This is a genomic window from Hoyosella subflava DQS3-9A1 (assembly GCF_000214175.1).
In the GTDB taxonomy this organism is placed as follows: domain Bacteria; phylum Actinomycetota; class Actinomycetes; order Mycobacteriales; family Mycobacteriaceae; genus Hoyosella; species Hoyosella subflava.
Window position 1 is genome coordinate 94,814 of sequence record NC_015561.1, and the last position, 11,971, is coordinate 106,784.

Sequence of the window (11,971 nt, forward strand, 5' to 3'; positions counted from 1 at the left end):
GATCGGCTATCGCCCGGGCACGGATCCGAAATGCCACTGTCACGTTGTTTGCGGAACTTGGCGATTCGAGCCCGTTGGCCGATTTTGCGGGTGGGTGATCGCGGTCGGATGGGTGCCGGTCAGCCGACGGTAGCCTGCCCGGTGATCTCGGTCCAGACGGCGAAGCGGTCGGCCATCACCTGTCGGTATTCGGTCGCCGAGAGCCGGTGGCGGCGGGTCCGGAAATGCGGTGAAATTCCCGAGAAAGCGGACAGGAAGCGTTGCGCGTGCCCGGGTGAGGTGAACCGTTTCATCGCCCGCTCCCGGGCGCGGGTCGGTTGATGGGAATTCTCGGCCCGGTTGTTGAGGTAGCGTGATCGGCGGTGCTCGGCCGACGACACCACCTCGCGGTGCGCCACCTGGTAGCTGCCCAGCTTGTCGGTGATGATCACCCGCGGCACGTATCGCAGGCCCTTGAGCAGCTTGCGGAAGAACCGCTTGGCCGCCACCGCGTTTCGGCGGGACTGGACCAGCACATCGAGCACGTTGCCGTCCTGGTCGACCGCGCGCCACAGGTAGTGCTGGGTGCCATTGATGCGGATGAAGACCTCGTCGAGGTACCACTTGTCACCGGGCCGCGCCCGCCGTCGGCGCAGCTGATTGGCGTAGGCCTGCCCGAACTTGGCGCACCACCGCCGGATCGTCTCGTAGCTGACCACGACACCGCGTTCGAGGATCATCTCCTCGACCTCACGGAAGCTGAGCGGGAACCGGAAGTACAACCACACGCAGTGGTTGATGATCTCGCCCGGGTAGCGGTGTCCCTTGTATGACGGCATTGCGGTGTTCACCCCACGGATCTTCCCAGCGGCCGCGCAGCCCACCAACGTGACAGTGCCGATATCCCCCAGCCAAAACGGCTGCGACACGATGCCGACCACCGAGGCGTCGAAGTCCAACGCCCCGGCGAGAACCGACACAGCCCTGCCGCCCCCTCGGCGCCGCGGGTGCCGATCGAGGTCGACGGCGGGGAGGTGCCGTGCTGGGCCACACCAGGGCCAGCGCGTTGCGGGCAGCGAGGTCGTCGATGCGGTACCTTTCTGCGCCAGCAGCCCGAACGAGGCCGTACTCATCTTCTTGCGGCCGGGCTGGTGGTGTTGTGTCGCTGGTTGGTCTTCGCCGACAGGCTGCTGCGGCGTCTCTTCGTCCTGGTCACGGAGATCATCTCCCCGGTTTCCCGCATAGATTTTTACCCTCTGGTGGTTAGCTATGCGAGTCACCAAAATCTTGATCGCTGATTTAAGAACTTACCTTGATGTTTAAGGTGTTGCGGCGTAGTTTAGGGGTCTGTCTTAAGTCGATAAGATCTAAACTAACGTGATAGGAAGTAACCGTGAGCATCACCATTGACCCGCTACGGCTCTCCAAGCCGATCTCCAGCAGCACCTACCTGGCCATGAGGACAGTCCAGGGCGGCCGCGTCGTCTACTCGACCCGCGTTCCGTTGCTCGATTTGCCTACGATCCTGCCGGTCCCCGACCCGAACGTGGTCGACAAGGACAACCGCAAGGTTGACCGCAATCACGCCAAGCAGTTCGGCAAGTACCTCGACGACAAGGAGGAATGGCTGGCCCCGGCCCTCCTTGCTCGGGACAACGGCGGCTGTGTCTTCGAGAACGTCCAGGGATCCGACGACGTCGGCTACCTCACCGTCCCGTGGGCGATCGGCGGCGTCGCCTGCCTGTCCACCATCGACGGTCAGCACCGCGTGTTGGGCGTGGATCTCGAGAAGAGGCGCATCACCAGCGACATCGCCCTCGTCGACCGCAGCATGGCGCGCAAGATCTCCGCGGAGCGGATGGAGAAGCTGCAAGCCGACCGCGAAAAGCTCGTCGCCCAGATCGGGCGGCTGAAGAGGGAGTACGTTGGCCTGGACATCTACGTCGAACTGGACCCGATCAAGCACCGGCAGATGTTCGTCGACGTCGCCGACAACGCCAAGGGCATCAGCAGCGCCGTCCGCGCCCGCTTCGACAACTACAAGGTCGCCAACCGCACCCTGGGCGACGTCATGGAACACCCGCTGCTGAAGGGGTGGGTCGACCCCGAACAGGACCGGATGACCCAGAGGAACCCGAACCTGTTGGGCGCCAAGCATGTCGCCGATATCACTCGGGCCGTCGTCGCCGGAGCCGGTGGCCGGATCAGCAAGAAGGCCGAATCCACGCTGACCGACGCCGAGGTGATCGAACAGGTCAAGGACTTCCTCGACGTTCTCTCCAACGCCTTCGTCGACTTCGCCACTCTCACGGAAGCCGACCCCGTGGCGGACCGGGAGAGATGGGACGACGGCAAGGGGGAGCTGACCACGGCCCAGAAGCTGCGCCGCAAGTCGCTGCTCGGCTCGGTGGGTATGCTGCGCGTCCTGGGCGGGGTGTTTCACGACCTGAGGTCCGGGGATCCGGACACGGCCGATCTCGGCGACGTCACGATGTTCTTCAAGCGCCTCGATCGCCACATGGCCGCCCCGGTCACGGAGACCAGCGTCTGGCGGACCAGCAACGCGTCCGATGACTTCGAGCCGAATGCGTCTGCGCCGATCATGCGTACCCAGAACATCGTGCACCTGGTGAACGCCATCGTCGGCTGGTACAAGAAGCCGCCGACCACACTGTAGGAGGGACACTGCGACCGGTACCGCAGCCCGCGGTGCCCGGTCTCCGTGCAATCGAAGGTGATGATGCAACTGTGCGGGAACGACGACGGCGGCCGCCGAGTCGGCGCCGACCTTGTGTGCGAATGCGTGGACCGAACTTGGCCACCCGGGTCTGCATGTCTGTGCGTGCGGCGAATCGTGGCCCGGATCACCGGGCACGCCCGCCGGGCTTCCTCACCAACGGGCTCGAATCGCCAAGTTCCGCAAACAACGTGACAGTGCCCTTCCCGGTGCGCGAATCCACAGCAGCGCTGCGCCCACTGCGAGATCCCGCAGCCGACAACGACCAGCCATGACAACGGCACCGTCTCGTGAATGTGCACGTGGTTGACGCATCCGCAGGGGCGATCTTCCCGCCCCCCGAGGTACCGGTGTCGTGGCGCGCGCCTCCTAGGTGTTCAAATGTAGTCACTTGTAATACATTTAGTTCTGTGGCGGAACTCTTCGATCTGGACCTCCTCGATGGAGACGACCCGTTCGAGATCGATGTTCAAGCCGCGCACCTGTTCAAACATCCCCGCTTGGGCATCGCGGACATCCACGAGGTCTGGGCATCCGACCCCATGTTTTATCCCGCGAAACTGCCCGCGCACTGGCTGATGGTCGCCGAGGTCCACGGCCAGGTCCTCATGGTCCCCCTCGCCCCAACCCGGGACGCGAACCCCGCCAAATGCCGCCCCATCGGCTGCTACCAGGCATCCAACCACCTCGCCGACCAGTACCGGAGAGACCGATGAACCAGCCCATGACCCCCGACGAGGAATACGACTTCTACGCCCGCCCAGAGAACCAGGAACCGCAAGGCCCCGGGCAACGTCGGCTGACCGCCACCGTGCCGGTCCGCTTCCCAGCCGACCTACTCGAGAAGATCCGCGCAGCAGCCGCTGCCGACGACCGGTCCGTCTCGGCCTGGATTCGACGCGCCGTCGAGCACGAGCTCCGCGATTCCGCCTAAAGGTGCGAGCGAGTCCCCTGACGAACGCGCAAAATGCCCAGCCGCTGGACGCTGTGACCGCGCTCGACACCGTGGGGGACTCCCAGCCCCGAACACGACGTGCCGGTAGTGGACCTCAACAGTCAATAACCGCGCCACGGCATCTATCGCAAACGACCGTCTGCGCGAGACCCCAGTACCGGGCAGCCCCCCGAGGATATTTCCCCAGGTCGCGAACTCACGAAACCCACCACGCAATCAATGCCACACAACACCCTGCCGACTCTGGGTTCCGATAGAGTTCTGCGGGTGGGGCACAACATCGGGTACGCGCGGATCTCCACCGCTGATCAGAACCCGCAGCTGCAGCTCGACGCGCTCGGCGCCGCGGACTGCCTCAAGGTCTACACCGACACCGCGACCGGCACCAAAGCCGACCGCCCACAGTGGAACGCCTGCCTGGCCGACCTTCGCCCCGGCGACACTCTGATCATCTGGAAAATCGACAGGCTCGGCCGCAACCTTCGCGACCTGATCGACATCGTGACCAGCCTGCAGACCCGCGGCGTCGGGGTCCGCTCACTGACTAACGGGATCGTGGACACCACCACCGCTCACGGCAAACTCGTCTTCGGCATGTTCGCCCTCATGGCCGAGTACGAGGCAGCCCTCATCAAAGAACGCACCGATGCCGGGCTGGCCGCCGCTCGCGCCCGAGGCCGCAAAGGCGGGCGCAAAGCGAAAATGACCCCCGCCCTGATCAACAAAGCCCAGCGCATGTACGACGCCCGCCAGTTCACCATGACCGAAATCGCCCAGACCTGCGGAGTCACACCGATGACGATCTACAGACACATCAAAACCCGCGCCGCCGCGAACTGAGACAACCCGACGGGATCTGCTTACCAGCGAAAACCACCGCTAGCGCTAACGACTGCACGGATCTTCCCCGACCCCGAATAAGTCGACAGACGAGCGGAGCGGCTGCACGGTACCGCTCCTGCACTCCGTGAAGAGCTGTCTGTGCGAGGCGTTCACTGTCTCCATGAACCACGTCGCCCTAAATCCATGCGAAGGTGAGAACGTTGTCCCCTACTGGTTCCCTGGGCGCATCTTCACCGATGCGCCCGACCTGCACGCTGTATGCAACGATGTCCTTACCCCGTGGGTTGAATTCGGCCCATTCCTTTTTCAGGCTGGCGAGCACATGGCGTGTGTCGTCTCGGTCCACGTCCCGGAGAAACCAGCCGAGCGCCTTCAGGGTGTGTTTGAAGCATGAGTCTTCATCTTGAAGAATCAGCGGTAGGACTCTCGCAGCAGCCGACTCGACGACTCTTCGGGAGGGGGTGTTTGCGTCACCCAGGTTTGTCCCGCCTCATCTCGGTCAATCTCGAAGGTAACGCGGCCAACTCGGGCCTAGCTGCTCATAGTCCATGTAGAGCGAGTGCTCCTTCACATGACGAGCACGAAGGATAAACGCCTCTATTCGAGATCTATGTCATTGATTCAGTTCGTCTATGTTCTGTGGGGTCAATCCGAATCCTCAATTCCCTGAGGGTGCTCGAAGCGGTGCCGAACGAGCGGGGATTGTTAGACCAGCTTCAGCTCGGGCCGGGTGTCACCCTGGCCCAGTAGTAGACGCAGTCTGGGGAGGTTTATCCGGAGCTCGGCGGCAAGCTCTTTGAGCGTCAGTCCGGTCGACTCGGCCATTTCCAATGCTGAACGGAGTAAGGCCGGTATCTCGCCTGGATAGCCTTGGACCGATTCGTTGACGAACAGTCCCGACGATCTGAGGGTTGCGAGTCGCTGATGGGCGCGCCGGTAGGTGGCTTCGGAGACTGCGCCGACTTCCTTACATCGGCGTAGGAGAGACTCGACTGACACGCCCCACTGCACGCTCAACTCACCGAGTTTCTCGAAATCCAGCCGTAGCGGCAGTAGTGGCGTGATCTCCGCTCGCGGGGTCAGGAACTCTGCGGCGAACGCGTCAGCTTCTCGCTCTTGCCGTGCATCTCCGGGAAGACAGTCGCTGTGCATCAGCAAGTGCCCCAACTCGTGTGCGGCAGTAAAGCGATGGCGATACACGTCATCCGCTCGATCAGGCGTGAGTACCACGATGGGTCGTGGCAGCTTCGATGTGGAGAATGCATCGATGTTCTTGGTTGCATTACCGGCGAACGGTGCGAGCGTGACGACGATGCCGTGCTGCTCCATCATGCGGACCATGCGACTGATCCGGCCTGTGCCCAGCCCCCAATGCTGACGAAGTGCCTGTGCTGCTGTAGTGGGGTCAGTTGGGAAGTCGGTCTGTTCGACCTCGCCGGCGGAGAATCCGGGTAAATCGATTGCGGGGAATCGGACTCGCTTCTCCAGAGCGTAGGTTAGCTCCCAGACCTGTTCGGTGAATGAAACAGCTTTGTCCCTCTGGCTAACCGGGGTTCGTCGCAGGCTTCGGAAGTGCGCATCAGCGGCATCCAGACGTGCATACGGGCGACCGGCGGCGAGGAAGGCGATCGGGACGTCGAGAACCTGAGCGAGCGCCTCGATGTTGTCCGGTCGTGGTTTTGCCGTGCCGGCTTCCCACTGGCCGACGGCGACGGCGGAAACCCCGAGCTGATCTGCAAGGGCCTTCTTCGTCGCACCGGCAAGACGGCGAGCCTGTGTCAGCCTCGCCGAATCGAAGGCACCGCCGCTAAGCTCTTCTCCCACCAGATCCGTGTCCGGCACGAGATAAAGCTGACCCGACTCACGCTTACTCAACTGTCCTCGCTACCCGTGTTCTGTTCATCAGCGTCCTGCTGCTCCTCCGAGGAGACCTGTTCGTCCGGGCTGCGTATGGACAGATCGAACCCATTTTCGTGCTCGGCGTCCGCGTCGAACCGATCGAGGGACTTGTCATCGTGGCCGATCACTTTCAGTGTCGGGGCGATTGTTTCGAGGTTCTTTATCGAGTACGGACCTCGGGTCCATGCCAGCTCGCCGGTGTCTTCGTTTACCAGTTCCGCGTCACCCCAGCCGAAATCGAAAAGACCGTCCGGGGAGGCAGATACCCAGAGCATTACCGTGCGGCCCTTTGCACGTGACATCTGCTCTCGGAACTGCTCGTCCTCGATGAAATGCTGCTCAAGTTCCTCCTCGGTCATCATTGCGTGCTCGAACGTCATTTGAGGTTCGGCGGACGACGGAGAGAGCGTCATCAGGTGCGCCTGCAGGCGCGAGGTCTTCCGGAGTTTTGCCTCGGAAATGGGCGTCTTGCCATCGCCGGGCACGCGCCACCAGTACAGGACGACGCCGGTTTGCTGGATTACAGGGAGGTCGAACCGGGTGTGTTGCCCCTCGGGCTTAGCAGCTATGATGCCGGGTACACCTTTGAGTTCCCTGAGTAGACCGCGATTCAGATTTACACGCAGGGCATTCGAGTAGGCGTCCCGGTCGGGCCAGCCCTGCTCGACATGTGCGCGCAGGGCTGCATCCTGAGCCTCGTTAACTGTCTTGATAAACGCGTTTCGGATGAACGGAGCGGCGTCGCCAAAACGTTCGATTTCATAGTCGGAAAACTCAGTATGTCTCAACTTTCCACCCCTACAGGCTTAGTTGATCCACCCACTCGGGGAGGTTTACTTTACTTTATCACACAATTCGATCACTACGTCGGCATTCCAGTTCGGGATTCGGGCTAGCCCTACGACCTGGCAGTCCTGTCCGATTAGACATCGCCTAGATGTATGAGGACACCTGCATTCATTGTGGCGCCTCCGACTGAAGATCTAACCTGCTGGCACCCCGCGCCATGCCGGGCCAGAGCAACGTCAATGATGAGCTGGCAGACAGCCGATGGCGTACATGAGGGATATGCTGCGATTGAGGTCGCGGGCAGGCGGTTAGTGACCGCGTTCCAGGGCGACAGCCTCATCCTTGACGACGAGAACACGGCGGACGTCTCGGCGACAGTTGGGTGGCTGGCACGGTGCACTTGCGGCCCGTTGATGATCGAGCACCTGACGGACCGCTACGTTGCCTCAAGCCCCACCAGGTGTATGAGCCCGAAGGCAACCCGCGCCCAAGTGCGTGGAGGACACCTGTCACACCGAGTGGCTTGACCATGTCCGGCCGGCCAATCTTGAGCGGCGCGGCGGCCGCCGAGGTGGCGGAAGCGTCCGATCATAGGCTCGACGAAGCCATGGCAGCCGCCCCTGGAACACGGGATCGTCTTGGTCGGACATTGGCGAAGCCGTCGGAATCAGCAGGCTACGGGCTACGGTAGGTCCGTGAGATTGAGCCGAATCGCGGTCAAGAACTTCCGCAATCTTGTCGACATCGACGTACCCCTGACCCGCCACACTGTGATCGTTGGCGAGAATCGGTCAGGCAAGAGCAACCTGTTGCACGCGATGCGCCTTGTTCTCGACAACACGCTTTCCGGCGACCACCGACGGTTACGGCCGGAGGACTTCTGGGATGGCCTCACGACCGCAGACGGAGATCCGACCGCCAGCGGCGAGACCGTTGAGGTGTCCCTAGACGTCACGAATTTCGAAGACGAAGCTTCCGTGGTCGCAACTCTCGGCGATGCCCTCGTGACTGGAAGTCCGTTGACCGCCAGACTCACCTATCGGTGGGAGCCCGATCCGTTGGTTAATGAGGACGTGGTCTACCGAGCGCGCCTGTACGGAGGCCTCGACGAACAGCCCATTTCCTCCGGAGACGTGCGTGATCGTCTGATCACTGTGTTCATGCACGCCCTCCGGGATGTCGAGAGCGACGTCAAGAGCTGGCGCCGATCACCGCTTCGAGCGCTTCTCGAAGCGGCGTCCCAGAACGCAGCCCCTGCCGACCTCGAAAATGTCCACAAGGCGATGAAGGCAGCAAACGACTCTCTGAACAATCTGGGCCCGCTCGTCACGCTGAGTAACGACATCTCCGCCAGCACCGCAGCCGCCGTCGGGGCGAATCAGGGGCTGGAAGCGACCTTGGCCGCGGCACCGCCGGACCCGCGAAGGCTCATACGGGCAATGCAACTGTTCGTCGACGGCAACGCTCAACGGCAATTAACCGGCACGAGTCTTGGGGCATTGAACGTTCTGTACTTCTCGCTACTTGAGCTGCAGCTCAAGCAACGATTGGAGAGTTCGGAGGTCGCGCATGTACTACTTGCCATCGAAGAGCCTGAGGCGCACCTGCATCCGCATCTCCAGCGGCTGCTGTTCAAACACCTGCAGCAGGATGACGTCAATCGGTCCACAATCGTCACTACCCATTCGCCGCACATCGCGAGCGCGACCTCAGCGCGGAACCTGGTCATGCTGCGCGCGACACCCGACGGTACCGTTGCACACGCTGCTGCCGAGGCGGACTTGACCCAGGACGAGTGGGACGACATCGACCGGTATCTGGACGCGACTCGCTCGGAGCTGGTCTTCGCTCGACGGGTGTTGCTCGTCGAGGGCGTGGCCGAGCAGCTCATGGTCCCCTCCCTCGCACGCACGATCGACGTGGACCTGGACAAGGTCGGTATTTCTGTGTGCGCCATCGGCGGAACCCACTTCACCGCCTACATCAAGCTGTGCAAGGCGCTGGGAATCCCCTGGGCTGTACTGACCGACGGTGACCCCACCATCAAGGTCACCGGTGCTCGCCGCAAGCAGCTGCTGGAACAGGGAATCGGTGCGGACACGGACGCCATCTTCGTCGGCGCGACCACGTTCGAGCACGACATCATCGTGGCATCGGACTCAAACCGCTCCGCGATCGTCGCGGTGCTGACCGACCTTCTCGACGACACTGAGGACATCCGAACTGTGAAAACCTGGGAGCAAGCGACTCCGGAGGTGAAGGAGTTCCTCGACATGATCTCTACGATCGGCGGCAAGGGACGATTCGCTCAAAGGCTGGCGAACACGCAACTTAGCCCGCCAGCACATCTTGCAGCTGCACTCAAGTATCTGTTGGAGCAGTAAGCCATGACGGGCCTGCGGCGGGCGATAGCCGAGCTGGAGACAAACCCCAGACAGCGGGAAGCATTCCACCATGAGGGCCACTGTGTCGTCCTCGCCCCGCCTGGCAGTGGCAAGACGAAGTTGCTGACCACGAAGGCGGTCTGGCTGGCGAACAATGCCGTCGCGCCGGATCGCGGGCTGGCTTGTATCACGCTGACGAACCCGGCCGCAGCGGAGCTGCGCACCCGAATCAGACGCCTAGGTCAAACAGCGGGACGCACAGTCTTCGTCGGCACAGTCCACTCGTTCGCTTGGTCGCACATCATCCGGCCATTCGCTTCTGCAGCCGGGTACCCGAAATTGTCAAAGTACGCACTGGCACCACGCGGAGAGGCCAATGCCGCGATGCGAGAAGCCATCCGTCGAGTGTTCAGCTCGCACGAGGACACCCGATATGTGGACTCGACGGTAAGGCGCCACCGCAAGCTCTGCCTGACCGAGGAAGAGTGGACCGCCACCGGCCCAGGCATTCGCGCAGTCGCCCTCGAGTACGAACGCCTATTGCGGGGCAATGACTACGTCGACTTCGACGACGTTATCGCCATGGCGGCACGCCTGGTCGAGGAGCATCTCTTCGTGAGGACGGTTCTTCACGCCCGCTACCCATACCTAATGGTCGATGAATACCAGGACCTCGCACCAGGACTGCACCGCATCGTCACCGCGCTCTCGTTTGATGCCGGAAACACGACGCTGTTCGCCGTCGGTGACCCGGATCAGGCCATCTACGGATGGACCGGCACTCGACCAGAACTCCTACTTGAGCTCGCCGGGCGCGAGTCTGTCCACCGGGTAGACCTGCGCATCAACTACCGATGCGGGGCACTCATCGCGGCGGCGGGACGGCGAATCCTCGGTAGCGACGGCCCCGAGGCCGTGACATCCCGAGAGGGCGGCTCCGTCACCACCCGATGTGAACCTCGCGGATTAAGCGCACAAGCGAACTACATAGCCGGCCGGATCCTGGAGCTACAGGCAGACGAGGTCCCGCTGCACGAGATTGCCGTGCTGGCTCCCACCCACGACGACTGCGACGAGCTCGTCACCGCTCTCCGAAGTCACGACATTCCGGTGGCCTGGCGAGCAGACGCCTACTCGTCAACGCCGCTGACGACCACGCTGGAGTCGTTCGCCGCGTGGGCTTCCTGTGGCCGTGAGGACAGCGGCTACAAGCTAGGTGATCTCCTGGACCAGTGGCAGCAACTTGGCGACTGGGAGGTCCTACGAGTCGGCACCGATGACGTCGTCACCGTTCTTCTCTCTGCGGCGGCGGACACTTCCGCAGGCGAGTTCGTCGAGACCGTCATGACGATTATGGAGTCAACGGGCGCTCTGAACGCTCTCAGGTCGGACGACGCCAACGAACTTGTCCATATGCGCGAAGCGCTGGACCCTTCCGGGGAGATGTCTCACTTTTCCGTGCGCGACCTGGGTCGCCTTCGCCTTCGTGACGGACGCGTCGAGGTATCGACAATGTCCGCAAGCAAAGGACTGGAGTTCGACCATGTCTTTATCGCGGCGTTGGAGCAGGGCAAACTGCCGTTCTTCAACTCCGCTCGCGGCTCGGCAGCGTGGAACGAGGATCGACGCAAGTTCTACGTCTCGTTCACCCGAGCACGAGAAACGGTCGAGGTTCTCTACTCTGGCTGGTACATGACCAAATGGGGATCTAGGAAGAGCAACGGACCGAGTGTGTTCCTTCGTGAATCAGGCTTGGTTTAGAGGGATTAGACTGTCCCGAGGTTGGTTGACGCAATGACCTGCCCTACGGGTAGGTTTCCAAATCCGGTGATGAGTCGAGGGCCTTACTTAAAGCCTCCGACCATGCCCCGTCCCTACGCTCCGGATTCCCGTGCCCGTGCTATCGCGTTGGTTCGATCCGGCAAGCAGGTCAAGCAGACCTGACGGCGCTCGCTGAATTTGGATCTGACGAACATTCGGTGATTTCGTTGCGGCCCTTGACTATAAATAGCGGAAAATGCGTTTTCGGAGTAGGGGCCAGGTTCTGCCGCAGATGCCACCGGCCGGCTACCTGCACAGCGTCCGGCGCGCCGCTCCAATGTCTTAGAAGGCTGGCGCACGCAACCGTCTACCGCACCCCGCCCTCAACTGGCTTCGTAGCTTCTCTGAATGAGCGGTATGGCTCTCTGCAACGACTGAGCGTCGTACCTTGAACTCGAGGTCCGCCGTGCCGAAGTGTCCGATCTTGCGCACGTCTCGACTGAAACCGGGCTCAAGCTCGACGGTGTCAGAATCGACCTTCAGGAAGAACAGCAACTCATGATTGTTGGGGTGGAGGCTACACACAGGAAGTTCCTGACGCGCCGATAAGCGATGGCGAATCAT

The 11,971-nt window shown here is 62.0% G+C and carries 11 protein-coding genes; 8 read left to right on the forward strand and 3 right to left on the reverse strand.

Features of this window, described 5'->3' with window-relative positions; genetic code table 11:
- Positions 1-119: 119 nt before the first annotated feature.
- Positions 120-818: an IS6 family transposase gene (locus AS9A_RS22430; protein ID WP_148262681.1), complete on the reverse strand. Its 699-nt coding sequence runs from the start codon at positions 816-818 to the stop codon at positions 120-122.
- 554 nt (positions 819-1,372) lie between these two features.
- Between AS9A_RS22430 and AS9A_RS22435 the strand changes: the two genes are divergently transcribed.
- From AS9A_RS22435 to AS9A_RS24010, 6 genes are all read left to right on the forward strand, one after another.
- Entirely contained in the window at positions 1,373-2,656 is a 1,284-nt protein-coding gene (locus tag AS9A_RS22435; protein ID WP_013798159.1) for a DNA sulfur modification protein DndB, read from the forward strand.
- Positions 2,657-2,811: 155 nt separating this feature from the next.
- Entirely contained in the window at positions 2,812-2,991 is a 180-nt protein-coding gene (locus AS9A_RS22440) for a hypothetical protein (RefSeq protein WP_013798160.1), read from the forward strand.
- 135 nt (positions 2,992-3,126) lie between these two features.
- Positions 3,127-3,432 carry a hypothetical protein gene (locus tag AS9A_RS22445; protein ID WP_013798161.1) on the forward strand — a complete coding sequence of 102 codons (306 nt, stop codon included), beginning with the start codon at positions 3,127-3,129 and terminating at the stop codon, positions 3,430-3,432.
- On the forward strand, positions 3,429-3,650 hold the full coding sequence (locus AS9A_RS22450) for a YlcI/YnfO family protein (protein WP_013798162.1): 222 nt from the start codon (positions 3,429-3,431) through the stop codon (positions 3,648-3,650). The genes AS9A_RS22445 and AS9A_RS22450 overlap by 4 nt, the downstream gene beginning before the upstream one ends.
- 288 nt (positions 3,651-3,938) lie before the next feature.
- The gene (locus AS9A_RS22455; RefSeq protein ID WP_041452446.1) at positions 3,939-4,511 is read left to right on the forward strand and encodes a recombinase family protein; all 573 of its coding nucleotides are present in this window, start codon (positions 3,939-3,941) and stop codon (positions 4,509-4,511) included.
- Positions 4,512-4,674: 163 nt separating this feature from the next.
- Positions 4,675-4,908, forward strand: a complete 234-nt coding sequence (locus AS9A_RS24010) for a hypothetical protein (protein WP_148262672.1) — start codon at positions 4,675-4,677, stop codon at positions 4,906-4,908.
- A gap of 311 nt (positions 4,909-5,219) precedes the next feature.
- On the opposite strand, the gene AS9A_RS22465 is transcribed toward AS9A_RS24010, so the two are convergent.
- Together AS9A_RS22465 and AS9A_RS22470 are read right to left on the reverse strand one after the other, a co-directional pair.
- On the reverse strand, positions 5,220-6,356 hold the full coding sequence (locus tag AS9A_RS22465) for a helix-turn-helix domain-containing protein (protein WP_013798165.1): 1,137 nt from the start codon (positions 6,354-6,356) through the stop codon (positions 5,220-5,222).
- A 29-nt stretch (positions 6,357-6,385) separates the two neighbouring features.
- Positions 6,386-7,201 carry a hypothetical protein gene (locus tag AS9A_RS22470; protein ID WP_013798166.1) on the reverse strand — a complete coding sequence of 272 codons (816 nt, stop codon included), beginning with the start codon at positions 7,199-7,201 and terminating at the stop codon, positions 6,386-6,388.
- Positions 7,202-7,897: 696 nt separating this feature from the next.
- Here AS9A_RS22470 and AS9A_RS22480 point away from each other — a divergent pair.
- Positions 7,898-9,586, forward strand: coding sequence for an ATP-dependent nuclease (locus AS9A_RS22480; protein ID WP_148262674.1), 1,689 nt, complete (start codon positions 7,898-7,900; stop codon positions 9,584-9,586).
- Positions 9,587-9,589: 3 nt separating this feature from the next.
- On the forward strand, positions 9,590-11,347 hold the full coding sequence (locus tag AS9A_RS22485) for an ATP-dependent helicase (protein ID WP_013798170.1): 1,758 nt from the start codon (positions 9,590-9,592) through the stop codon (positions 11,345-11,347).
- Positions 11,348-11,971: the final 624 nt, after the last annotated feature.

Bases quoted from the DNA above. Each gene is read 5' to 3' on its own strand.
- AS9A_RS22485 (WP_013798170.1), top strand. From the start codon at position 9,590: ATGACGGGCCTGCGGCGGGCGATAGCCGAGCTGGAGACAAACCCCAGA.
- AS9A_RS22440 (WP_013798160.1), top strand. From the start codon at position 2,812: ATGTCTGTGCGTGCGGCGAATCGTGGCCCGGATCACCGGGCACGCCCG.
- AS9A_RS22430 (WP_148262681.1), bottom strand. From the start codon at position 818: ATGCCGTCATACAAGGGACACCGCTACCCGGGCGAGATCATCAACCAC.
- AS9A_RS22450 (WP_013798162.1), top strand. From the start codon at position 3,429: ATGAACCAGCCCATGACCCCCGACGAGGAATACGACTTCTACGCCCGC.
- AS9A_RS24010 (WP_148262672.1), top strand. From the start codon at position 4,675: ATGAACCACGTCGCCCTAAATCCATGCGAAGGTGAGAACGTTGTCCCC.